The following is a 25461-nucleotide window of genomic DNA, read 5'->3' as shown; positions in this document are numbered from 1 at the left end:
GTGCGAGAAAACCGACTTCTCCGCCGACGGCCGGCGCTGGTCGCCGCCACCGCCACCGCCCTGCTGCTCGTCACCGCCGCCGCCACCCAGACCTCCGCCTCGGCCGCCGCCGCCGGCTGCCAGGTGAACTACACCGTCAGCTCGTCCTGGCAGGGTGGCTTCGGGGCCAACGTCACCATCACCAACCTCGGTGACGCGGTGGACGGGTGGCGGCTGACCTGGAACTACGCCGCCGGGCAGACCATCACCCAGCTGTGGAACGGCAGTTACACCCAGGCCGGTGGCCAGGTCACCGTCACCAACGCCAGCTACAACGGCGCGATCCCCACCAACGGCACCGCGAGCTTCGGTTTCAACGGCGCGTGGACCGGCAGCAATCCCGCGCCCACCTCGTTCAGCCTCAACGGCACCACCTGCACCGGCGGGGTGAACCCGACCACCGGGCCCCCGCCGACCACGCCCCCGCCGACCACGCCGCCGCCCACCACCCCGCCACCGACCACGCCGCCGCCCGCAACCAGCCAGCCGTGTGACATCTACGCCGCCGGCGGCACCGCCTGCATCGCGGCGCACAGCACCACCCGGGCGCTCTACGCCGCCTACAACGGCTCGCTCTACCAGGTACGCCGGTCCTCGGACAACACCACCCGCAACATCGGGGTGCTGTCGCCGGGCGGACGGGCCAACGCCGCCAGCCAGGACAGCTTCTGCGCGAACACCACCTGCGTCATCACGGTCATCTACGACCAGTCCGGGCGCGGCAACAACCTCGGCTACCAGGGCCCCGGCGGGGTCGGTGGCGCCGTCCAGCCGGCGGTCGCGAACAAGGAGTCGGTGACGGTCGGCGGGGACAAGGTCTACTCGCTCTACATCCCCGGCAAGAGCAGCTACTGGCGCGACGGTCACCTGACCGGGGTGCCGACCGGCGCCGCGCCCGAGGGCATGTACATGGTCACCAGCGGCACCCACGTCAACAGCGGCTGCTGCTTCGACTACGGCAACAGCGAGACCACCCGCCGGGCCGACGGCGCGGGCGCGATGGACGCGATCTACTTCGGCACCAGCTGCTGGTTCGGCGGCTGCTCCGGCTCCGGCCCGTGGGTGCAGGCCGACCTGGAGTACGGCCTCTACCCCGGCGGCAGCAGCTCGTGGAACTCCAACCAGCGGGCGTTCACCAGCAAGTTCGTCACCGCCACCCTGAAGAACAACGGCACCTCCCGCTTCGCCATCAAGGGCAGCAACGCGCAGTCCGGCAGCCTCTACACCCTCTATGACGGGTCGCTGCCGCGCGGGTACAGCCCGATGCGCAAGCAGGGCGCGATCATCCTGGGCAGCGGCGGGGACTGCTGCATCGACAACACCAACCAGAGCGTCGGCACGTTCTACGAGGGGGCGATGGTCGCCGGCTACCCGTCGGACGCCACCGAGAACGCGGTGCAGGCCAACATCACCGCCGCCGGCTACCGCTGACCCCGATGGCCGAGGAGGTCCGATGCAGCACGGTGTCATCCCCGCGGCGGCCCGACGGGTGGCCGGCCTGCTCGCCACCGCCCTCCTGCTCGTGACGGGCCTGGTCGGCGGCACCGGGCCCCAGCCGGCGCAGGCGTGGGACAACGGTGTCGCCGACACCCCGCCGATGGGGTGGAACAGCTACGACTCGTTCAACTGGAGCGTCACCGAGGCCGACGTGCGGGCCAACGCCGACTACATGGGCGCGAACCTGCGCCGGTACGGCTGGCAGTACATCGTCGTCGACTGGGCCTGGTACTACCCCGGGCAGCACAACGGCAGCCCCAACCAGGATGCCAACCTGCAACCCCGGCTGCGGATGGACGCCAACGGGCGGCTGCTGCCCGACACCACCCGGTTCCCGTCGGCGGCCGGCGGCAACGGGTTCAAGCCGCTGGCCGACCACGTGCACGCGCAGGGGCTGAAGTTCGGCGTACACCTGATGCGGGGCATCCCCCGGCAGGCGGTCGCGGACAACGTGCCGATCCTGGGCACCTCGTGCCGGGCCGACCAGATCGACGCGGGCAACAGCGCGGCCTGGCTCAACCTGATGTGGGGGCTGGACATGTCCAACCCCTGCGCCCAGGCGTACCTCGACTCGGTGTTCCAGTTGCTGGCCGCGTGGGGCGTCGACTTCGTGAAGATCGACGACATCGCCGCGCCGACGTACCGGCAGGCGGAGGTCGAGGGCTACCGGACGGCGATCGGGCGCAGCGGCCGGCCGATGGTGCTGAGCCTGTCGCCGGGGGCGACGCCGCTGTCCGCCGGCCCGCACGTGCAGAGCAACGCGCACATGTGGCGGATCGTCAACGACCTGTGGGACAACTGGTCGTCGGTGGACGCGCTGTTCGACCAGTTGCGCAACTGGACGCCGTACCGCGGGCCGGGGGCCTGGCCCGATCCGGACATGATCCCGATCGGCCGGCTGTCGAAGTACGGCCCGGTCGGCTCGCCGCGCTACTCGAACCTCAGCGCGGACGAGCAGCGCACCCTCATGTCACTGTGGGTGATCAACCGGGCACCGCTGATGTGGGGCGGCAACCTGGTGGAGAACCGGCCGGCGGAGCTGGCGTTGATGACCAACAGCGCGGTGCTGGCGGTCGACCAGCGCAGCGCCAACAACCGGCAGCTCACCGGCGGCACCCGGCAGGTGTGGGTCGCCGACGTGCCGGACAGCGCCGACCGGTACGTCGCCCTGTTCAACCGGGAGGGCGCGGCGGCCACCGTGTCGCTGAACCTCGCCGACCTGGGCATCGGTTCGGCAACGGCGACCGACCTGTGGTCCGGCTCGGCCCTGGGCGCCTCGACCGGGACGTTCAGCCGCTCGCTGCCCGCCCACGGTGCCGGGCTCTACCGGCTGACGCCGCAGACCACCACCCCGACCCCGACGACCGCGACGCTGACCGCCCGGCACAGCGCGAAGCTGCTGGACGTCAGCAACGCCGCCGCGACCGACGGCGCGAACGTCGTGCAGTGGGCCGCGAACGGTCAGGCCAACCAGCGGTGGCGGCTCTCCGACGTCGGCGGCGGCTGGTCCACGGTGGTCAGCGTCAACAGCGGAAAGTGCCTCGACGTCTACGGCGGCACCGGCACGACCGCCGACGGCGCCCGGGTGGTGCAGTGGACCTGCAACGGGGGCACCAACCAGCAGTGGCGGCTCCAGGACGTCGGTGACGGCTGGGTGCAACTGGTGGCCCGGCACAGCGGCAAGTGTCTCGACGTGCTCAACGCCGGGCTGACCGACGGGGTGCAGGTCGTGCAGTGGACCTGCGGCACCGGCACCAGCCAGCAGTGGCGACGGACGCCGGTGTGACGCGGCAGGGACGCCTGTGCCGGTGAGGCAGGCGCAGGGCCGGGTTCGCTCCCCGGCCCTGCGCCTTGTCGCTGGTCGCCCGGAGTTTTCCGGGTGCGACGGGGCTCCGGGCGGGCACCTCTGCGGGGGGTGCGCCGCCCGGAGCCGTCGGTCGCGTCGGTCAGCTGGCGGTGCAGGTGGGGGTCATCCCCGCCCCGCTACCGTTGCCCTGGAAACCGAACTCGGTCGACTGACCCGCACCGAGCACACCGTTGTAGTCCACGTTCGTGAACCGCACCGTCCCGGAACTACCACTGGCCGTCGCCGACCACGTCCCGGTCACACTCGACCCACCCGGCAGGGTCATGCTCACCGTCCACCCACGCGTACCCGACGAACCCGCGGTCACCTTCACCGTGGCCACGAAACCACCGGTCCACGAATTCAACGACACCGATGCCGAGCACCCGCCCGTGGCCGGCGGGGTCGTCGGCGGCGGCGTGGTCGGGTTCGGCGGCGGCGTGGTGGGGTTCGGCGGGGTGGTGGTCGGGTTCGGCGGCGGGGTGGTGGGGCTGGCGCTGTCGAAGCCGAGGAAGCGGACGGCCTGGGCGGCGTCGAACGGGATGGAGTGGCCGTAGCCCTGGAAGCTGATCGCCTCCACCGGCGGCGTGCCACCGGTGCCGCCGTAGCGGGTGCGGGTGGCGCTGGTCTGCGGGTAGTCGGTGAAGTTGGGGGTCTGCGAGACACCGAGCACGTTGGTCCACTGCTTGACCTGCTCGCCGAAGTTGACGTAGCTCAGCGTGGTGTCGGTGGTGCCGTGCCAGATCTGCATCCGGGGCCGCTTGCCGGTGTAGCCGGGGTAGGCGTTGCGGACCAGGTCACCCCACTGCTGCGGAGTCTTCACGATCCGCCCGCCGGAGCAGTCGCTGTTCCACTCCGAGCCGTTGGTGGTGGCGAAGCAGCCGAACGGGACGCCGGAGGAGCTGACGCCGGCGTTGAAGACGTCCGGGTAGACCCCCGCCATCACGTTGGTCATCATCGCGCCGGAGGAGAACCCGGCGACGCCGATCCGGTTCGCGTCGACCGGGTAGCGGCTCTGCACGTAGTCGATCATCGACTTGAGGCCGACGGGGTCGCTGCCGCCGTTACGCCGCAACGCCTGCGGGGAGGAGACGTCCCAGCACTTGCTGCTGCGGGTCACCGACGGGTAGATCACGATGAAGCCGTAGCGGTCGGCCAGCGAGCTGAGGCCGTAGCCGGTGTGCAGCGCCGGGCCGCTGCCGGTGCAGTAGTGCAGGGCCAGCAGCAGCGCCGGCCGGGCGGCCACCCGGTCGGGCACGTAGAGGTGCATCTGCAGGTTGGTCGGGTTGGTGCCGAAGTTGGTCACCTGGGTCAGCGTCGCGGCCGACGCCGGGTTGGGGGCCGTGACCACGGCCGTGACGGTCGCCAGGGCCGTCGCCAGGGCGGCGGCCAGCAGTGCGAGTCGGGGTTTCATCGGCGGTTCCTCTGTCGGAGTCGGTCGTCAGCGGCGGACGACGGGCCGTCCCGGCGTGCGGGACGACGGACCGGACCGGCCCGGTCCGGGGCTGGCCGACGATGGTCCGGCCGGGGCGCGTCGCGCCGGCCGGCGGGTGGCGGTGATGCACCGCCGGCCCGACCCGGTACGCCCGGGTCGGGCCGGCGGCGGTACTCAACTCACGGTGGTACTCGACTCTCGGTGGTACTCGACTGACGCCGGTGCTCAGCTGGCGGTGCAGGTGGGGGTCATCCCCGCCCCGCTGCCGTTGCCCTGGAAACCGAACTCGGTCGACTGACCCGCACCCAGCGCACCGTTGTAGTCCACGTTCGTGAACCGCACCGTGCCCGAGCTGCCACTGGCCGTCGCCGACCACGTACCGGTCACACTCGCCCCACCCGGCAACGTCATGCTCACCGTCCAACCACGCGTACCCGACGAACCCGCGGTCACCTTCACCGTGGCCACGAAACCACCGGTCCACGAATTCAACGACACCGACGCGGAACACCCCGACCCACCCGGCGGCGGAGTCGTCGGCGGGGGCGTCGTCGGGTTCGGCGGGGTGGTGGTCGGGTTCGGCGGCGTCGTCGTCGGGTTGGGGATGCCCGGCCCGGCGTTGAGGGCGTTCAGCACCGAGTCGTACGCCGGCTTCTTGTTGCCGTTGCAGTCGAACAGCAGCGCGTTGTCGGAGCCGCGCCACGAGTCGCAGTCGCGCACCCCCCACACCGTGATGCCGGCGCAGCGCGACACGTTCATGCACGCCCGGGTGACCGTGCCGAAGATGTTGGCCTGGTTGCCGCCGGTCATCACGTCCAGCTCGGTGATCTGCACCTCCACGCCGAGGTCGGCGAAGCGCTGGAGGTTGGCCTGGTAGTCACCCGGGATCGTGGTGCCCAGGTGGGACTGGAAGCCGACGCAGTCGATCGGCACGCCCCGGGACTTGAAGTCCCGCACCATGTTGTAGACGCCCGTCGACTTCGCGTTGACGCCGTCGGTGTTGTAGTCGTTGTAGCACAGCTTCGCGCCCGGGTCGGCGGCACGGGCGGCCCGGAACGCCGCCTCGATCCAGTCGTTACCGGTGCGCTGGAGGTTGGAATCACGACGCCCACCGCTGCCACCGTCGGCGAACGCCTCGTTCACCACGTCCCACGCGTAGATCTTGCCGCGGAAGTGGGTGGCGACCTGGGTGACGTGGTTGATCATCGCGCTGCGCAGCGCGCTGCCCGACATGCCCTGCGCCCAGCTCGGCTCCTGCTGGTGCCAGAGCAGCGCGTGGCCACGCACGCTCATCCCGTTGGCCTGGGCGTGGCTGACGATCCGGTCGCCGCCGGTGTAGCTGAACCGGCCCTGCTGCGGCTCGGTGGCGTCCCACTTCATCTCGTTCTCGGCCACGATCGAGTTGAACTCGCGGTTGAGAATGGTGGTGTAGGTGCTGGTGGACAGCTTGCCCGTCGCGACCGCCGCGCCGAAGTAGCGGCCCTTCTCGGCCGCCGCCGCCCGCAGGGTCGTCCCGGCGCTGGCTGCGGGGGCCAGCGCCAACGTCATCCCGACGGTGAGTGCGCCGGCCACGGCGAGGGTCGCCGTGGCCAGTAGGGCTCTCTTGGGTCTCATGTCGCATCCTTTTCGAGGTGGGTGCAGCGGTGGTGGTACTGAGGTGCCCGGTTCCCGGTGCGGTGGGTCGGGCCGGCCGGCGGGATCCGCCGTCCGGTCGGCCAGGACGCACCATCGTGGCCGCCGCACCCGGCCCGGACGAGGGACTGTCGGCGATGTCCCCGTCGCGGTCCGTGCCGGCCGTCGACCTCGGTGACCTCGACGCCGGGGCCGCGGCCCGGGTCGGCGCGAGGATCACCCGCTGTGGGCAACGGCGCAGCGCCTCCCGAAAAGGGCGCCATGATCCTCCTTCGAGGAGACCGGGCCGGCCGTCGACGGAGTCGTCCCACCCCTGCTCGGGGCCGGTCGCGCCGTCGCCGGCAGCTGCTGATGGGAAATCCTGTCCCGACGTCCCACATGCCCTGGGGGGACGCCACGATCCGAGGCTCGACCAGCACGGCTCGCCCGGTGAGCCATCAGGTGCGGTGGTCCTCGACATCGACTGTGAGCGATAACATGTGTTTCGTCAAGTCGGACCGTAGTGAGCTGGATCGATCCTGGCGACCAGGTTCACCGGCCGGGCGTGCGGGCCGTAGAGTCTCTCGCCGTGATCGAGATCGGCACGCAGGTCGACCTGCTGCACCCCGCCGACCGGGTCTGGCGCGCGGTGACCGATCCGGCGCTGCTGGTCCGCTGGTTCGCCGGGGCCGAGGCGGTGCCCGGCCGGCCGGGCCGGTGGCGGGTGGGCACCGCCGGGCTGCCCGGCTTCGACGGCGACGTCGAGATCGGGGTCGTGCGTCGGCAGGCACCGGAGCTGCTCGTCGTCCGGTGCGTCGAGGGGGCCCGGCACACCGAGGTGACCTGTGCCGTCACGGCCACCGGCGAGGGCTGCCGGGTGAGCGTACGGGAGACCGTGGAGCACGGCGACTGGTCCGCCGGGCAGGGCGCGCGGCGCGAGGAGTGTTACCGGCAGTCGCTGGCCGGACGCCTGCCCGCGCTGCTCGACTGGTTGGCCTTCCGCGAGGTCGACCTGCGGCGCGACAGCGCCGCGCCGACCGCCGTGCTGCCGGTGGCGCTGATGGCCGACGTGGCCCGGCCGTCGGCCCGGGGCCGTACCGGCTGGATGGTGGTCGGGGCGGGCACGGCGGCGCTGGCACTCGGACTGGCCGGGTGGGCTCTGCTGCCGCCGGAGCGGGAGGAACCGACCGGGGCGGCCCCGGTGGCGCCGCCGGTGCGCCCGACCGCCACGCCGAGCCCGTCCCGGTCCGCCGCGTCGGCCCGCCCGACGTCGGCCCCGCCGTCGCGCAGCGCCCCGCCGAGCCGGTCGCCGTCGGCGACCCCGTCGCGGACCCCCACCCCGACCCCGGCGGTCGCGGGACCGCTGGACGCCCGGTACGCGACGGTGTCGACCCGGGTCTTCGGGTACACCGGGGAGGTGGTGGTGGACAACCCGGGCGGGACGCCGGCCACCGGCTGGACGGTCGTCGTCACCCTGCCCCGGGGCAGTTCGGCGGCGGAGGTGACCGGGGCCGACTGGCGGCAGGACGGCCAGTCGGTCACCTTCACCGGCCCGGCCGTCGCGGCGGGCGGGACACGGGCCATCCGCTTCGACGTCCGCACCGCCGACCCGGTCACCAAGGCGCCCCAGGGTTGCACGCTCGACGAACGCCCCTGCGCCGGGCTGTGAGCGACGCCCCGCGCCGGCGGGGGTCCGTCGTGGACCCGGGGGCGGCGGTGCCCCGGCAGCGCCGGTCAGGCGGGCGGTGGTGCGGTGCTGTGGCGTACGGTCAGGGTGGTCGCCAGTTCCAGGCGGACCTGGCCGGTCGGTTCCCCCCGCCCGAGGGCGAGGGCCAGTTCGGTGGCGGTGACCGCCATCTCGCGCAACGGTTGGTGCACGGTGGTCAGTGCCGGGTCGACCAGGGTGGCCACCGGCAGGTCGTCGAAGCCGACCACGCTGAGGTCGGTGGGAATCCGTAGCCCGAGCGCGCGGGCGGCCTGGTAGACCCCGACGGCCTGCAGGTCGTTGCCGGTGCACACCGCCGTCGGGCGGTCGGGGCGACGCAGCAGGTCGAGGGCGGCCGCTTGGCCGTCGGCGTCGGTCAGGCCGGCGTGCCGGACCAGTTCGGACGCCACCGGCAACCCGGCGGCCTCCAGGGCGGAGCGGTAGCCGTCCAGCCGGGCCCGGCAGCACAGGACGTCCTCCGGGCCGGCGACCATCGCGATCCGCCGGTGGCCGAGCCCGATCAGGTGGCGGGTGGCCGACCGGCCGCCGGCCCAGTTGGTCGCGCCGACGAACGGGACGTCCTCGGGCAGCTCGGTGGTGGGGTCGAAGACCACGAACGGAATGCCCCGGGCCCGCAGCAGCCGGTGCTGTTCCGCGTCCAGTTGGGCCACCATGACCAGGCAGTCCGGCCGCCGGGCGAGGGTGTCGTCGATCCAGTACCGGATCGCGTTGCGCTGCGGCCCGAACTCGGTCAGGACGACGCCGACGCGGTGCTGCCGGGCCACCCGCTCGACCCCCCTGATGATCTCCAGACCCCACATGTCCTCGATCTCGTCGAAGACCAGTTCCATCATGTTGCTGCGGGTGACCGGGGCGGCCCTGCGGTAGCCGTGCCGGCTGATCGCCGCCTCGACCCGGGCCCGGGTGTCCGCCGCGACACCGGCCCGCCCGTTGATCACTTTCGACACGGTCGGCACCGACACTCCGGCCGACGCGGCGATCGCCGCGATCGTCACGGGCCTGGTGGGGTCGGTGAGCGAGGCAAGGTCACCGCCCGGTCCGCCCGACTCGACGTGGCTCAACCCGGCCTCCTCCCCGGCGGTGGTGCCGGTCACGCCGGCAGGCCCGGACACGACCGCGCCACCGGCACCGTCGCGGGGACCGCCGGCATCGTTCAGGGGGACCCAGGATAACCGACCGTCGATGTCCACCCGGGAGGTGCGGGGCGGGCCGGAACGGAAACTTTCCACCGGCCGTAGAAAACGTTCGGCGACCGCCCGGAATCGGACGGCAGGTCACGGCCACCGGAGGCGCGCAGTAACGCGGGGCGACCCGGTCATTGACGCCCGTCGACCGATACTTGTAAGGTCTGCGACGGAAACTTTCCAGGACCAGAATCCGAACGTTTCCAGGCGGGAGCCTCGCCACTCTTCGCGGACGCCCTGGGCAGCGTCCGCACTCGCCCCGTTCCGGCCGGGCCGCCGGACGGCCACCCCACCCCCGGTCGCGCCGCCGCGACGCCGTGGCGCGCCGACCCGGACGACACCTGACCGGCCGGGACCGCCCGGCCGGCGACACGTCCGACGACCCCCACCCACCGGTGCCATCCCGGCGAGGAGTTCCCCTGATGAGTACCCAGCACCTCCGACGAATGCGACAGCGGGCCGGCCTGCTCGCCGGCACCCTCGCCGCGCTGCTCCTGGCGGGCCTGATGGTCGCCGGCAACGCCCAGGCCGCCGCCGGCTGCCGGGTGGCGTACACCGTGCCGGCCCAGTGGCAGGGCGGTTTCACCGCCGACGTCAAGGTCACCAACCTCGGCGACGCGGTCAACGGTTGGAGCCTGGCCTGGACCTTCCCGGCCGGTCAGCGCGTCACCCAGGCGTGGAACGTGACGACCACCGCCGCCGGCGACCAGGTCACCGCGAAGAACCTCAGCTACAACGCGGCGATCGCCACCAACGGCACCGTCTCCTTCGGCTTCAACGGGTCGTGGACGGGCAGCAACCCGGTGCCGACCTCGTTCACCCTCAACGGGGTCGCCTGCACCGGATCGGTGTCCACGCCGACGCCGACCGGCACCACCGCGCCGCCGTCCCCGACGGTCTCCCCCTCCCCGACGATCTCGCCGACGACGTCGCCGTCGCCGTCACCCGGTGACGACCCGATGGCGGCGGTGGCCGCGATGCAGCCCGGCTGGAACCTGGGCAACACCCTCGACGCGATCCCCGACGAGACCGCGTGGGGCAACCCGCTGACCACCCAGGCCCTGCTGCGGCAGGTGCGTTCGCAGGGCTACCGCAGCATCCGCCTCCCGGTGACCTGGACCGACCACACCGGGCCCGCGCCGACGTACACCATCGACCCGGTCTGGTTGGCCCGGGTCCGCCAGGTGGTCGACTGGTCGCTGGCCGAGGGCTTCTACGTGATGATCAACCTGCACCACGACTCGTGGCAGTGGCTCAACGGCTACCCCGGTGACCGCACCACCGTCATGAACAGGTACACCGCGCTGTGGACCCAGATCGCCACCACGTTCCGCGACCACTCGGCCAAGCTGGTGTTCGAGAACATCAACGAGCCGCAGTTCAACGGCACCGCCGACGACGCCCAGGGCGACGAGGTGCTGCGGGAGCTGCACCTGGCGTTCGTCCGGCTGATCCGCCAGTCCGGCGGCGGCAACGCCACCCGGCTGCTGGTGCTGCCCACCCTGCACACCAGTGGCGAGCAGGCCCGGATGGACGCGCTGAACACTACGATCAGCCAGCTGCGCGACCCCAACATCGCCGCGACCATCCACTTCTACGGGTACTGGCCGTTCAGCGTGAACATCGCCGGGGGCACCCGCTACGACAGCAACGTCGAACAGGACCTCGTCGGCACCTTCGAACGGGCCCGCGCGTCGTTCGTCGCCCGGGGCATCCCGGTGATCATCGGGGAGTGGGCGCTGCTCAGCTACGACTACACCCGCCCCGGCATCATCGAACGCGGCGAACTGCTGAAGTTCTTCGAGGCCGTCGGCTACCACGCCCGCACCCGCAACCTCACCACCATGCTCTGGGACGCCGGCTCGTTCCTCAACCGCAACACGTTGCAGTGGCGGGACCAGGGCATCTACGACCTGATGAAGGCGAACCTGACCACCCGCTCGGCCACCGCCTCCTCCGACCAGGTCTACCTGCCGCGCAGCGGCACCATCACCGCCAAGTCGCTCACCCTCAACCTCAACGGCACGTCGTTCCAAGGCCTGCGGCAGGGCAGCACCAACCTGGTCGCCGGCACCGACTACACCGTCTCCGGCAGCACCCTGACGCTGACCGCGTCGGCGCTGACCCGACTCGCCGGCAACCGCGCCGCCGGGGTCAACGCCACCATCGAGGCCCGCTTCTCCCAGGGCGTGCCCTGGCAGATCAGCATCATCTCGTACGACCCGCCGACCCAGTCGGCGGCCAGCGGGACGACCGCCTCGTTCGCCATCCCCACCCAGTTCCGGGGCGACCAGCTCGCCACCATGGAGGCCAAGTACGCCGACGGCAGCGGTGCCGGGCCGGCCAACTGGACCTCCTACAAGGAGTTCTGGACGCACTTCCAGCCGGACTACACCGCCGGCACCATCCTGCTGAAACCGGAGTTCTTCGCCGAGGTCAACGACGGCCAGGTCACCCTGACCTTCCACTTCTGGAGCGGCACGCAGAAGACGTACCGGATCACGAAGTCCGGGAGCACGGTCACCGGCAGCCCGGCCTGACCGTCGGCGGGGCGTCGCGGCTTGACCGACCGCGACGCCCCGCCGACCCAGGTCAACCCGCCGGCTCGGCACGGGCCGGCGGCGACCACGGCCAGGGCACCTCGTGGAAGGCGGCCTCGACCAGCAGCGCCTCCACGCCGGACAGCAGCCGCCCGGCCCGCTCGACCGGCAGGTAGCGGGTGTCGGCGGTGACGGCCAGTTCCACCGCGCCGGGGGCTTCGCGCACCTGCACCCGGCAGCGCCACGCGAACCGGTCCAGCTCCCCCACCCAGCGCACCGCGTCCGGTGCCACCATCGCCCGCAGGGTCGCCTCGTCCGGACCGGCCTCCCCCGGGTGCACCCCGGGGTCGAGCCGGGTGTCGTTGAGGTAGCACAGCGGGGCCAGCACGCGGCGGTGGTCGTCGCCCCGCTCGGTGAACGCCCGCTCGAACTCCACCGGGTCGTAGTAGGCGTGCCGGTAGGCCTCCAGGCCCGCCCGCCCGGCCCGGGACAGCAGGGTGCCGAAGTCGGGCCGCCCGGTCAGGTCGAGCCGGCACAGCCCGATCTGGTTGAGGGTGGCCACCGCCCGGTCGTACCCGGGTGGGAACCGGTTGTTGGCCATCACCACGATGCCGCAGGCGTCCTGCCCGGTGTGGCCGCAGAGCACGGCGGCGGTCGCGGCGAGCAGGGCGGTGGACGTGCTGACGCCGTACCGGGTGGCGACCAGCCGGGACGCGTGCAGCACCGCCGCCGAGACCAGCGAGCCCTGCCGGTAGCGGGGCGTCCCGCCGGCCCCGACCGGGTCGGCCAGGGTCATCGGCAGGCCGGGGAACTGCCGCAGCCAGTACGCCACCGCCCGCTGCGACCGCCGCTGGTGCGCCGTGCGCTCCTGCCCGGCGACGTCCAGCGACTGGAGACCGGGCGGTTTGTCGACCGTCCCGCGCAGCAGCAGCAGACGCAGGTCCCGCAGCACGGTGGCCGCCGCGTGGAAGTCGACGGCGCAGTGGCTGAACACCAGCACGACCTGCCGTACCGTGTCGGCGACGGTGACCAGCGCGACCCGCAGCGGATACTCGACGGCGTGGTCGAACGGCGACCCGGCCAGTCGCGCGGCCAGCTCCGCGGCGGCCCGCGCGCCGTCCGGGTCGCCCGCCGGCCGGGGTACGGCGTGCACGTCCACCGGCAGCCGGCCCGCCGCCGACGCCTCCTGGCACAACTGCCCGTCGTAGAGGCGGACCCGGGTACGCAACGACTCGTGCCGGGCGAGCAGCGCGCCCACCGCCCGCACCGCCCGGGGCACGTCCACCCCGGCCCGCGCCGAGACCGCCAGGGTGCGGGGCAGGGTGAGCACCCGGTACGCGGCGGGGGCCGCGAACTCCGCCACCGTCCGCCACATCGCCCGCTGCCCCCAGGTCAGCGGCGCGGTCGCGGCCCGACCCCCCGAGAACTCGGCGTACGTCGACCCGTCGGCGGCGGCCGTCCACCCGACCGGCGGGACGACGGCGGTCCCGGCGACGGCGGTCCCGGCGACGGGTGACCAGGGCCAGGGGACGTCGTCGAAGGCGGCCCGCACCAGCAGGTCCTCCAGGCCCCGCAGGAACGGCTCGACCGTCTCCAACGGAAGCTGCCGGGTGTCGACGGTGAGCGTGACGCCCACCCCGGCCGGCTCGTCCACCACGTGGGTCAGCAGGTGCCAGGCCGCCTGGTCGAGTCCCGCCGTCCAGCCGAAGGTGCTGTCGGCCGTGGCCGCCCGCAACGCCTCCCGGGTCACCGCCGGCAGCCGGTCGACGCCGCCGACCGGCAACCGGACGTCGTTGAAGTAGTGGTGCGGCTGGAAAGCCGACGCCGGGTCGACCCCCCGTCGCTCGAACGCGAGCCGCAGCGCGACCGGGTCGTAATACGCGTGCCGCAACGCATCCAGGGACACCCGCCACACCCGGGACAACAACTCCCCGAAATGGGGACGACCCGACACGTCCAGCACGCCGAAACCGATCTGGCCGAGATTGGCGACGGCATTCGCGTACGCGGTGCGAAACCTATTGTGGGCCATCGGGAAAATGCCGGTGCGTTCCCGGTGACCGTGGCTTGCGGCCATCGCCGTCACCCCGGCCAGCAGCACCGCGGAGCCGCTGACCCGGTGCCGGGCGGCGATCAGCCGGATGGCCGGGTCGACAGCGGCGGAGACCAGCACGCCGCGTCGCCACGGCGGCGTCAGCCCCGGACCCGGCGCGGGCAGCGGCGACGGCGGCAGCCGGTCGAACCCGCGCAGCCAGTGCCCGACCGCCCGCGCCGACCGGCCCTGGTCGACCCCGTGCTGCCGGCGCGCCACGTCCAGCGACTGCGGGCCGGCCGGGGTGGACAGGCCACCGCGCAGCACGAGCAGCCGCAGGTCCCGCAGCACCACCTCGGCGGCGTGCGCATCCACCGTGGAGTGGCTGAACACCACCACGATCTGCCGTACCCGGTCGTCGACGGTCACCAGCGCGACCCGCAGCGGCCATTCGGCGGCGTGGTCGAACGCGACGTCACCGAGCCGGCCGGCGACCTCGCGGGCGGTCTGCGCACCGTCGTCGGCCCCCGGGCTGACCAGCAGCGGCAGCACCCCGGCCGCCGCCGTCTCCTGGCGGGGCACGTCGTCGACGACCCGTACCCGGGTGCGCAGGGCACCGTGCCGGCCGACCAGCGCGCCGACCGCCCGGACCACGGTGGTGACGTCCGCCCCGGCCCGTGTGGACACCGGCACGGTGCGGCGCAGGTTGAGGAAGACGTGGTTGGAGCCGTACCGGGCGAGGGACCGCCACATCACCTGCTGGGCCCAGGTCAACGGCGCCGACCCGGCCCCGTCACCGGAGAACTCGGCGGGCAGCAGTGTCTCCGCCGCCCATTGCGCGGGCACCACCACGTCAGCGAATCGCATTCCCGACCGTACGACGCGACGACCGTCACCGAATCGCTCGAAGGTGCTTTCCATAGTGGACCGATCAGCCGATCCGACAGTTCGGGCCCGCCGGGCAGACTACTGGCCACTGCCCGCACCGTTTCGAGTAAGGCACCGCGTGACGAACGTTGACGTACCGACGCGGGCCGCCCCGCCGCATTCCACCATCCCCCGGGCCGAAGGAAATCCCCGGCTGTCATTCGCCCAGGAGCGGATCTGGTTCACCGAACAGCTCTCCCCCGGCACCGCCGCGTACGTCGTGCACGCGACCGTGCGGCTGCGCGGGCCGTTCGACGTCGACCTGCTGCGCGCCGCCCTCGACACCACCGCCGCCCGGCACGACAGCCTCCGGATGCGGTTCACCGAGAGCGCCGACGGGGAGCCGCTGGTGACGGTGCTGTCCGAGGTGCGGGTGCCGGTGACCGTCACCGCCGCGCCGGGCGCCGACGCCGCCCACGCCCTCGTCGCCGACTCCGTGCACACCCCGTTCGACCTGGCCGTCGCGCCGCTGCTGCGGGTGCTCGTCGTCCGGCTGGCCGACACCGAACACCTGCTGCACCTGGCGATGCACCACATCGTCAGCGACGGCTGGTCGCTGGACCTGCTGCTCGGCGAGATCGCCGCCGGCTACGCCGCGCTGCGCGACGGCGGCGACCCGCCCGCACCGCCGACCACCGGGTACGTCGACTACGCCGGCTGGCAGCGGGACCGGCTCGACGGGCCGCCGACCGGCGACGGGTTCGCCCACTGGACCCGCGCGCTGGCCGGGGTGCCGCCGCTGGAGCTGCCCACCGACCGGCCCCGACCGGCCGTGCAGTCGTACGCGGGTGCGACCCACCGGTTCACCGTCGACGCCGACCTCACCGACGGGCTGCGCCGGCTGGGCCGCGCCCACCGGGCCACCCTCTACATGACCCTGCTCACCGGCCTGCAGGCCGTGCTGTTCCGCTACAGCGGGCAGCGAGACTTCGCCGTCGGCTCCCCGGTGGCCGGGCGGGTGGTGCCCGAGCTGGAACACCTCGTCGGCCTGTTCGTCAACACCCTGGCCCTGCGCGCCGACCTCTCCCCGGACCCGGCGACCGCCGCCGAGCCGGGCTTCGCGACCCTGCTGCGCCGCAACCGGGGCACCGTGGTGCGCGCCCTGGCCCACCAGGAGATCCCGTTCGAACGCCTGGTCAAGGAGCTGAACGTCACCCGGGACGTCGCCCGCGCCCCGGTGTTCCAGGTGCTGTTCACCCTGCAGAACTACGCCCGGGGCGGTAACCGGTGGCCCGCCGGCCTGCACGCCGAACCGGTCGGCACCGACGCGGCCAGCGCCCGCTTCGACCTGTCGCTGTACGTCGCGGAGAGCGCCGACGGGCTGCGCGGCACGTTCGTCTACCACACCGACCTCTTCGACGCCGCCACCGTCGCCGGGCTGGCCGAAAGCTTCCGGACCCTGCTGCGCGCCGCCGTCGCCGAACCGGACCGGCCCGTGGTCGACCTGGACCTGCTCGACCCGGCCGGCCGGGACCGGATGCTGGCCCTCGCCGGGGACCGGGCCGGCGGACCGCCGTCCGGCGCCGGGGTCACCGGCGCGGCAGTCACCCTGGCCGACCTGATCGACCCGCACGTCGCCGCGAGCCCCGACGCACCGGCCGTGGTCTGCGGCACCGACCGGATCGGCTACCGGGAACTGGACCGGCGGGCCAACCGGCTCGCCCACTGGCTGAGGGCCCGGGGGGTCGGCCCGGACCGCCTCGTCGGGGTGCTGCTGGAGCAGTCGGTCGAGCTTGCCGTGACGCTGCTCGGGGTGCTGCGGGCCGGCGGCGCGTACCTGCCGCTGGACCCGGAGCAGCCGGCCGCCCGGCTGGGGCTGATGCTCGCCGACGCCCGGCCGGCCGTGCTGCTGACCGGTACCGGGCTGCGCGACCGGCTGCCCGCCGGGACGGCGGCGACCTGCCTGGACGAGATCACCGCCGAGCTGGCCGCCCAGCCGGACGACCGACCGTCGAGCGGGTCACGCGGCGACGACCTGGCCTACGTCATCTACACCTCCGGCTCGACCGGCACCCCGAAGGGGGTGGCCGTGCCGCACCGGCCGGTGCTGCGCTACCTCGACGGGGTGGCGGACCGGTTCGCGGTCGTCCCGGCCGCCCGGTACGGCCTGATGCAGTCGATGTCGTTCGACTTCGCCGTCACCGTGTTCTACCTGGCGCTGGCCACCGGCGGCGCGGTGCACCTGCTCCCCCGCCGGGGCACCGGGGCGGAACTGGCCGCCCGGCTGCGCGAGGAACGGATCGACTACCTGAAGATCACCCCGTCGCACCTGGCGGCGCTGACCGCCGACTGCGCACCGGAGGACCTGCTGCCGGCCCGCGCGCTGATCCTCGGCGGTGAGGCGTCCGACCTGGAGCGGATCGCCCCGCTGGCCGCCGGGCCGACCCGGGTGTTCAACCACTACGGGCCCACCGAGGCCACCGTCGGCGTGGCCACCTACCGGGTGCCGGCCGACGCGCCGGACGTCGGCCCGGTGCCGACCGGCCGGCCGCTGCCGTACGCCTCGGTGCACGTGCTCGACGAGCGGATGCGCCAGGTGCCGGTCGGCATGCCCGGTGAGGTGTACCTGGGCGGCGACCGGCTCGCCCGGGGTTACCTGAACCGGCCCGGCCTGACCGCCGACCGGTTCGTGCCCGACCCGTACGGGCCGCCGGGGGCCCGGCTGTACCGCACCGGCGACCTGGCCCGCTGGCGGGCCGACGGGGAACTGGTCTTCCTCGGCCGGCGCGACCACCAGGTGAAGATCCGTGGTTACCGGGTCGAGCTGGGCGAGGTGGAGGCCGCCCTGCGGGACTGCCCGGGGGTACGCCAGGCGGCGGTGCTGCTGCGCGACGACCGGCTGGTGGCCTATCTGGAGGCGGAGCCGGACGCGGACGACCCGGACCCGGCGCGCTGGCGTCGCCTGCTCGCCGGGCGGCTACCCGAACACATGGTGCCCACCCGGTGGGTGGTGCTGGACCGGCTGCCGTTGCAGGAACACGGGAAGGTGGACCGGCGGGCCCTGCCCGAGCCGACCGACGACGGCCCGACCGGCGAGCGGGTGCCCCCGGTCGGGCCGGTGGAGACGCTGGTGGCCGACGTGTGGCGGGCGGTGCTCGGGGTGCCCGAGGTCGGCGTCACCGACGACTTCTTCGACCTGGGCGGGCACTCGCTGCTGGCCACCCGGGTGGTGGCCCGGCTGCGCCGGGAACTGCCCGCCGTCGTCGACGGCACCCCGCCGACGGTCAGCGTGATGGACCTGTTCCGGCACCGCACCGTACGCGAACTGGCGGACCTGCTCGCCGGGCCCGACGCCGGCCGGACCGTGCTGCTGCACGAGCTGACCCCACCGGTACCCGCCGCCGACCGGGTCGCCACCCTGCTCTGCGTCCCGTACGGCGGGGGCAGCGCGGTGGTCTACCAGCCGCTGGCCGACGCGCTGCCGGCCGGGTACCGGCTGCTGTCGGTGGCCGTACCCGGACACGACATCGGCCTCGCCGACGAGCCCGCGCCGATCGCCGACGTCGCCGCCGGCGTGGTCGCGGAGGTGCTGGGCCGGGTCACCGGCCCGCTGATCGTGTACGGCCACTGCGGCCCCGGCGGGGCGCTGGCCGTGGAGGTCGCCCGCCGGTTGGAGGCCGCCGGACGGGACCTGCTCGCGGTGTACCTCGGCGCGGTGTTCCCGTTCGCCCGGCCCGCCGACGGGCCGCTCGGGCCGCTGCTGCGGCTGCGGCTGGCCGAGCGGCTGCGCAGCGACCGGATCTACCGCACCTGGTTGCAGGCGCAGGGCACCGCCGTCGGCTCACTCGCCCCCGACGAGGTGCGGTTCCTGGTCCGGGCGATGCGGCACGACGCCCGGGTCAGCGAGGACTACTTCACCGCGCTGATGCGCCAGCGGGTCACCCCGTTGCGCGCGCCGGTGGTCTCCGTGGTCGGCGAGCGGGACCGCAGCACCGACTACCACGAGGAGCGGTACCGGGAGTGGCACTTCCTCAGTGACCGCACCGCGCTCGCCGTGATCGACGAGGGCGGGCACTACTTCCTGAAGTACCGGGCCGCCGAACTGGCCGAGATCGTCACCGGCGTGCACCGGCGGCTCGACGCCCCGCCCCGGCCCGTCCCGGCCGGACCGCCGGCGACGCCACCGCCCTGGCGGCTCACCGCCGTCTCCCGCACCGGCCAGGCCCCGACGGTCGACGGCGACCGGGACCGCGGCGACCCGTCGCCGAGCCTGCGCCGGTTCGGGCTGGTCGCCGCCGGTCAGGTGGTGTCCGGGCTGGGCACCGCGCTGACCACCTTCGCGATCCCGCTGTGGATCTACACGCAGACCGGGTCGCTCGCCCGGTTTGCCCTGTTCGCCGTGCTCGGCCTGCTGCCCGGGCTGCTGGTCGCGCCGCTGGCCGGGGCGCTGATCGACCGCACCAGCCGGCGGCGGGTGCTGCTGTGCGCCGGCCTCGCCGCCGGCAGCGCCAACGCGGTGCTCGCCGGGCTGGTGTTCACCGACCGGGTGCAGGTGTGGCACTTCTATCCGCTGGTCGGCTGGCTGTCGGTGGCGCTGGCCTTCCAACGGCTCGCGTTCGTCTCGGCGGTGCCGCAACTGGTGCCCAAACGCTTCCTCGGGCACGCCAACGGCCTCACCCAGACCGCCGTCGGCCTCACCCAGTTCACCGTGCCGCTGCTCGCCGTGGCCCTGCTGGAGACCGTCGGGCTGCGCGGCATCCTGCTTGTCGACGTGGCGTCGTACCTGTTCGCGGTGGGGGTGCTGGCGGTCGTCCGGTTCCCCCGTACGCTGGCCATGCACCGCCGCGAGGGCATCGGCGCCGAGATCGTCGCCGGGTTGCGCTACGCGCTGCGGCGACGGGAGTTCCGCGCCATGCTGGCGTTCTTCGCCGCGCTGAACTTCTTCCTGTTCCCGGTGCTGTTCCTGCTCTCCCCGCTGGTGCTCGGCTTCGCCGACCTCACCGACGTGTCCCGGATCGCGCTGACCGGTGGGGTCGGCGCGGCCACCGGTGGGCTGGTGATGTTGCTGTGGGGTGGCCCCCGGCACCGCCGGATGCGGGCGGTGCTGCTGGGCACCCTCGGCATCGCGGTGGCCGCCGTGCTGACCGGGCTGCGGCCCAACCTGCTGCTCATCGGGGCCGGCGCGTTCGGCATGTACCTGGCGCTGGGCATCGTCAACGGCGTCTACCAGACGATCATCCAGACCAAGGTGCCGGCGCGGGTGCACGGCCGGGTGTTCGCGGTCAACCAGATGGTCGCCCAGTCCACCCTGCCGCTGGGCTGGGGTCTCGTCGCCCCGTTCGCCGCCCGGGTGGCCGAGCCGACGCTGCTGCCCGACGGGGCGCTGGCCGGCACCGTCGGCGCGGTGCTCGGGGTCGGACCGGGTCGCGGGCACGGGCTGCTCTACGTGCTGTTCGGGGTGTGCATCGCGCTGACCGCGCTGGTGTCGCTGGCCACCCCCACCCTGGCCCGGTTCGACGACGAGGTGCCCGACGCGCCCCCGGACGACCTGGTCGGCCTGGAGGAACGCCGGGCGCGCACGACCGACCCCGCCGACCGGACCCCGGTGGGCGTCGGGACGACGGGAGGGTCGCGGTGACCACGACACCCACCGGGACGCCGCCGCCGCGTACCCTGCCCGAGCTGCTCGACTGGCGTACCGGGCTGCACCCCGACCGGGTGGCGGTCGAGGTGCACCAGGTGGCCACGCTGACCTTCGCCGGCTGGTCCGCCGGGGCGCGGGCCGTCGCCGCCGCGCTGCGCCGTCGGGGGCTGCGCCCCGGTGACCGGGTCGGCCTGGTCTTCGGCCCCCGCGACTGGGTCCGGTACGCGGTGACGTACTGCGGCGTGCTGTGGGCCGGCGGGGTGGCGGTGCCGCTGTCCGACCGGCTGGCCGCCGGGCAGCTCGGCTACGCGCTGACCCACTGCGCGGCCACCGCCGTCGTACACGGCGACGACACCCCCGCCCCGCCCGCCCCACCCGGCGTGGCGGTGTTCGGCGACGCCGAGCTGCGCGCCGACGGGTCCGCCGACGGCGAACCGTGCGCCGCCCACCCCGGCGACCTCGCCCAGATCCTCTACACCTCGGGCACCACGGGCCGACCCAAGGGGGTGGCCGCCCGGCACGCCAACCTCACCGCCGGTGCGCCGCACCACCCACGCCGGCTGGCGCTGGCCCACTCGCAGCGGTTCCTGCACGCCTTCGCGATCGGCACCAACGCCGGGCAGACGATGCTGCTCAACGCGTTGACCGCGAAGGCCGCCGCGCTCACCCTGCCCCGGTTCACCCCGGTCCGGTTCGCCCGGCTGGTCGCCGCCCCCGGCACCGGGACGGTGTTCGTGGTCCCGTCGATCGCCATCGAACTGCTCGACTCCGGCGCGCTGCGCGACCGCGACACCAGCGGCGTACAGCTGATCGGCTCCACCGCCGCGCCGCTGCCCCCGGCGGTCGCGGCCCGGCTCGCCGCGGCCTTCCCGCAGGCGACGATCGTCAACTACTACACCTCGACCGAGGCCGCCCCGGCGCAGACCACGATGATCTACGACCCGGCCCGGCCGGACGCGGTCGGCCGGCCGGTCGGGGGTCAACTGCGGGTCACCGACGCCGACGGCCGGCCGTTGCCCGCCGGGACGACGGGCGAGGTGTGGCTGCGCGCCCCGCACCCGCGCGCCTACTACCGCGACGACACGGCGAACCGGGCCACCTTCCGCGACGGCTGGGTGCGGATGGGCGACGTGGGCCGGATCGACGCCGACGGCTACCTCTACCTCACCGACCGGCACCAGGACGTGATCAAGACCGGCGCGTTCAAGGTCTCCACCGTCGAGGTCGAGGCGGCGCTGCACGAGCATCCGCTGGTCGCCGAGGTGGCCGTGGTCGGGGTGCCGCACCCGGTGCTCGGGTCGGCGGTGGCCGCCGCCGTCGTGGCCCGGCCGCAGGCCGGCGCGGACGGGCTGACCCTGCCGGCGCTACGTGGTTTCCTCGCCGACCGGCTCGCCGACCACCAACTGCCCGCCCGGCTGCTGCTGCTTCCGCGGCTGCCCCGCAACGAGGGTGGCAAGGTGCTCAAACGGCAGCTCACCGCCCTGTTCGACAACTGACCACCCGCACCGACAGCACGACCATGGGAGAACATGTGGGCACCGCCGAGGCGACCTTCGCGCAGCACGCCGTCTGGTTCACCGAACAGGCCGGGGTCGCCGGCACGGCGTACCACATGGCGGTGGGCATCCGGTTCGGCGCGGAGCTGGACCGGGCGGCCCTCGTCGCGGCGTGCGCGGCGACGGTCGCCCGGCACCCCGTCCTGGCCGCCCGGGTCGACACCGACGAGGACGGCACCCCCCGCCTGACGCCCGCCGACACCCGCCCGGCGGTCACCTCCGGCGCGCTGACCGACGCGCGGGTCGCCGAGGAGATCGCCCGACCGTACGACCTGCGGACCGGCCCGCTGGCCCGGTTCACCCTGCTGACCGGGGCGACGGGCGACCACCTGCTGCTGGTCACCGCGCACCACCTGGTCTTCGACGGCACCTCCAAGGACGTGCTGGTCGCCGACCTCGCCGCCGGCTACGCCGCCGCCCGGTCCGTCGACCCGGCACGCGACCCCGCCCCGGGACCGGCCGACGCCCGCCGGCAGGCCGGTGAACAGCCGTGGCCCGGAGCCGACCACGCCGGCCTCGCGGCGACCGAGCGGCAGCGGATCGCCGCCGACCTGCCCGCCGCCCGCGACTTCTGGGCGCGGCACTGGTCCGGCCCCGGCGACGTGGTGCTGCCCGGCCTGCGCCGGCTGCCCACCGGTGCCGAACCCGGCGGCACCGTCGAGGTGGCGTTGCCCGCCGACGTGGCCGACGGCATCGGCCCGGCGGCCCGGTCGCTCGGGGCCACCCGCTTCGAGCTGCTGTTCGCCGCGCTGCACGCCCTGCTCGGACGGTACGGCAACCGGGACCTGCCGATCGGGGTGGCGCTGTCCACCCGTACCCCCGACCAGGCCGACCGGATCGGACTGTTCGTCAACGAACTGCCGGTCACCGTCGCGCCGGCCGACGGCACGTTCCGGGCGCACGCCCGCGCCGTGCGGGACCGGCTGCGCGAGGTGTACCGGTACCGGGCCGTACCGCTGGCCCACGCGGTGCCCGGCCTGCGCCCCGCCCCGGCGCTCACCCCGGTCAGCGTCGGCTACCGGCGACGTGGTGGCGAGCCGACCTTCCCCGGGGTGACCGCCGGGGTCGACTGGACGCTGTTCGGCGGTGCCGCCCGCAACGCCCTGCACGTGCAGATCGTGGACGCCCCCACCGGCCTCACGGTGAGCCTCCAGCACAGCCCGGCGGCGGTGCCGACCGATGCGGTACGCCGGATCGGGGCGCACCTGCGTACCCTGCTCGCCGCCGCGCTCGCCGACCCGGACCGGCCGGTGGCGCAACTGCCGGTGCTGCCCGCCGACGAATTCGACCGGGTCACCCGGGAGTGGAACGACACCGGCCGGGCGTACCCCGCCGGGGCGAGCGTGCCCAGCCTGTTCGCCGCCCGGGTCGCCGCCGACCCGCACGCGCCGGCCGTGGTCGACGACGACCTGACGCTCAGCTACGCCCAGCTCGACGCCGCCGCCGACCGGCTGGCCGGGCTGCTGCGGCAGCGCGGGGTCGGGCCGGGTTCGCTCGTCGCGGTCGCCCTGGACCGGTCCTGGCGGGCGGTGGTCACCCTGCTGGCGGTGCTGCGCTGCCGGGCGGCGTACCTGCCGGTGGACCCGCAGCACCCGCCGGCCCGCCGGGAACTCGTCCTCGCCGACGCCGACCCCGCGCTGGTGGTGACGCCGACGGCGGGCGGGCTGCCTTGGCCCACCCTCGCCCTCGACGGGGTCGACCTGCTCGCCGGGCCGGTGCCGACGCCGGCCGGCCCCGCCGGGTCGCCGGCCGCCGACGACCTGGCCTACCTGCTCTACACCTCCGGCTCGACCGGCCGGCCCAAGGGCGTCGCGGTCCGGCACGGCGCGCTGACCAACCTGCTGCTGGGCGTACGGGACCTGCTGGGCAGCGGCCCCGCGCACCGGTGGCTGCACCTGACGTCGCTGTCGTTCGACATCTCCACCGTGGAGGTCTTCCTGCCGTTGGTCACCGGCGGCCGGGTGGTCGTCGCCTCGTCGGTCGGCCCGTTGGACGGCGCGGGTGTGCTGCGGCTCGTCCGTGCCGCCGGGGTGACCCACGCCCAGGCCACCCCCTCGGGCTGGCGGGTGCTGCTGGAGGCCGGCCTCGGCATGCCCGGACCGGACGCCGCCGGGGTCGCGCCGACCCCGCTGGTCGCCGTCACCGGCGGCGAGGCCCTGCCGCCCGCCCTGGCCCGAGAGCTGCGGGCCCGCACCGCCCGGCTGGTCAACGGGTACGGCCCCACCGAGGCGACGGTGTACGCCACGATGGCCGACGTCCCCGCCGACCCCGACGAGGTCACCATCGGACGGCCGCTGCCGAACGTGCGGGCGTACCTGCTGGACGCCACGGGACAGCCGACGCCGATCGGGGTGCCGGGCGAGCTGCACCTGGCCGGGGCCGGACTGGCCGCCGGCTACCGGGGGCACGCCGACCGGACCGCCGAGGTGTTCGTGCCGGACCCGTTCGGGCGGCCCGGAGAGCGGCTCTACCGCACCGGTGACCGCTGCCGGTGGCTGCCGGACGGGCGGCTGGACTTCCTCGGCCGCACCGACGACCAGGTCAAGATCCGGGGGCACCGGGTGGAGCTGGGCGAGATCGACGCCCGGCTGCTCGACCATCCGGACGTGGCCGACGCGGCGACGGTGCTGCGGTCCGACGCCGACGAACCCCGGCTCGTCGCCTACCTGGTGGCCCGTGCCGGTGCCGTCGTCGAGCCGGCCGGGCTGCGCCGGCACCTGGCGGCGAGTCTGCCGCAGGCCGTGCTGCCGACCGACTTCGTGCCGCTGGACCGGCTGCCGTCGAGCCCGAACGGCAAGGTCGACCGGGCCGCCCTGGCCGCCCGGGACCTGACGACCGACCTCACCCGGGGCACGGCCGCCGGGCCGGACCGCGACGCCGGGCCGGGCGGCAGCACCACGCCCACCGCCGAGGCCGTGCCGGACGGCGGCGGCGTGCCGGACAGCGGCGGCGCCAACGACGATCCGGTGGTGACCGAGCTGCGGCTGATCTGGCAGGAGGTGCTGCGGATTCCCGACATCGGTGTGCACGAGGACCTGTTCGACCTGGGCGGCCACTCCCTCACGATCACCCGGATCAGTGGCCGCATCCAGCAACGACTCGGCGTCGAGGTGCCCCTGGACGCCTTCTTCGACACCCCCACCATCGCTGAGATCGCCGAGATCATCCGGCCGTCCGTGAAGGAGTGCTGATGGACACCAGGGACACCACCGACCTGCGGCTGCGGCTCGCCGACCTGGTCAGCGAGGCCACCGGGGGCGAGGTCGCGGCCACCGACCTGCTCACCGGCGGTTCGATGGTCGCCCTCGGCGTCGACTCCCTCGGCCTGCTGCGCCTGGTCGACGCGATCGAGTCGGAGTACGACGTCGAGGTCGAGCTGAACGGCCCCGGGCGGCCCCTGGACACCCTCGACGACCTGGTCGCGCTGCTGGCCGCCGCCGGGCCCGACGACACCCGCTGACGGTGTGCCACCCGGGCGGGGACG

General features: G+C 74.1%; 12 protein-coding genes. 8 read left to right on the top strand and 4 right to left on the bottom strand.

Annotation, left to right across the window (positions count from 1 at the left end; genetic code table 11):
- Both ACN260_RS11035 and ACN260_RS11030 read left to right on the top strand, forming a co-directional pair.
- Nucleotides 1–1470: an arabinofuranosidase catalytic domain-containing protein gene (locus tag ACN260_RS11035; protein ID WP_422755868.1), complete on the top strand. Its 1470-nt coding sequence runs from the start codon at nucleotides 1–3 to the stop codon at nucleotides 1468–1470.
- A gap of 22 nt (nucleotides 1471–1492) precedes the next feature.
- Nucleotides 1493–3322 carry an alpha-galactosidase gene (locus ACN260_RS11030; RefSeq protein WP_422755867.1) on the top strand — a complete coding sequence of 610 codons (1830 nt, stop codon included), beginning with the start codon at nucleotides 1493–1495 and terminating at the stop codon, nucleotides 3320–3322.
- A 160-nt stretch (nucleotides 3323–3482) separates the two neighbouring features.
- Here ACN260_RS11030 and ACN260_RS11025 read toward each other — a convergent pair whose 3' ends face one another.
- Together ACN260_RS11025 and ACN260_RS11020 are read right to left on the bottom strand one after the other, a co-directional pair.
- Nucleotides 3483–4796 (bottom strand): PHB depolymerase family esterase, encoded by a 1314-nt coding sequence (locus ACN260_RS11025; RefSeq protein ID WP_422755866.1) that lies wholly within the window; start codon nucleotides 4794–4796, stop codon nucleotides 3483–3485.
- A 246-nt stretch (nucleotides 4797–5042) separates the two neighbouring features.
- Nucleotides 5043–6431, bottom strand: a complete 1389-nt coding sequence (locus ACN260_RS11020; protein WP_422755865.1) for an endo-1,4-beta-xylanase — start codon at nucleotides 6429–6431, stop codon at nucleotides 5043–5045.
- 586 nt (nucleotides 6432–7017) lie between these two features.
- Between ACN260_RS11020 and ACN260_RS11015 the strand changes: the two genes are divergently transcribed.
- Entirely contained in the window at nucleotides 7018–8097 is a 1080-nt protein-coding gene (locus ACN260_RS11015; RefSeq protein ID WP_422755864.1) for an SRPBCC family protein, read from the top strand.
- A gap of 65 nt (nucleotides 8098–8162) precedes the next feature.
- Here the strand turns inward: ACN260_RS11015 and ACN260_RS11010 are convergent, their stop codons facing one another.
- Entirely contained in the window at nucleotides 8163–9248 is a 1086-nt protein-coding gene (locus ACN260_RS11010) for a LacI family DNA-binding transcriptional regulator (RefSeq protein WP_422755863.1), read from the bottom strand.
- A 512-nt stretch (nucleotides 9249–9760) separates the two neighbouring features.
- Between ACN260_RS11010 and ACN260_RS11005 the strand changes: the two genes are divergently transcribed.
- A complete protein-coding gene (locus ACN260_RS11005; protein ID WP_422755862.1) occupies nucleotides 9761–11878 on the top strand; it encodes a cellulase family glycosylhydrolase in 2118 nt (705 codons plus the stop codon).
- A 52-nt stretch (nucleotides 11879–11930) separates the two neighbouring features.
- Here ACN260_RS11005 and ACN260_RS11000 read toward each other — a convergent pair whose 3' ends face one another.
- The gene (locus ACN260_RS11000; RefSeq protein WP_422755861.1) at nucleotides 11931–14777 is read right to left on the bottom strand and encodes a condensation domain-containing protein; all 2847 of its coding nucleotides are present in this window, start codon (nucleotides 14775–14777) and stop codon (nucleotides 11931–11933) included.
- Between the two features lie 139 nt (nucleotides 14778–14916).
- Here ACN260_RS11000 and ACN260_RS10995 point away from each other — a divergent pair, with 139 nt between their 5' ends.
- The 4 genes from ACN260_RS10995 to ACN260_RS10980 are packed head-to-tail and all read left to right on the top strand — an operon-like array spanning nucleotide 14917 to nucleotide 25437.
- Nucleotides 14917–20415 (top strand): amino acid adenylation domain-containing protein, encoded by a 5499-nt coding sequence (locus ACN260_RS10995; protein WP_422755860.1) that lies wholly within the window; start codon nucleotides 14917–14919, stop codon nucleotides 20413–20415.
- Nucleotides 20412–21917: an AMP-binding protein gene (locus ACN260_RS10990; RefSeq protein WP_422755859.1), complete on the top strand. Its 1506-nt coding sequence runs from the start codon at nucleotides 20412–20414 to the stop codon at nucleotides 21915–21917. Before ACN260_RS10995 ends, ACN260_RS10990 begins: the two co-directional genes overlap by 4 nt.
- Nucleotides 21918–21940: 23 nt before the next feature.
- Complete coding sequence (locus tag ACN260_RS10985) at nucleotides 21941–25168, top strand: non-ribosomal peptide synthetase (protein ID WP_422755858.1); 3228 nt, start codon at nucleotides 21941–21943, stop codon at nucleotides 25166–25168.
- Entirely contained in the window at nucleotides 25168–25437 is a 270-nt protein-coding gene (locus tag ACN260_RS10980) for a phosphopantetheine-binding protein (RefSeq protein WP_422755857.1), read from the top strand. Before ACN260_RS10985 ends, ACN260_RS10980 begins: the two co-directional genes overlap by 1 nt.
- The last annotated feature ends 24 nt before the right edge of the window (nucleotides 25438–25461 follow it).

Source organism: Micromonospora sp. WMMD708, assembly GCF_049315245.1.
In the GTDB taxonomy this organism is placed as follows: Bacteria; Actinomycetota; Actinomycetes; order Mycobacteriales; family Micromonosporaceae; genus Micromonospora; species Micromonospora wenchangensis.
This window is presented reverse-complemented; position numbering and strand designations above follow the sequence as displayed.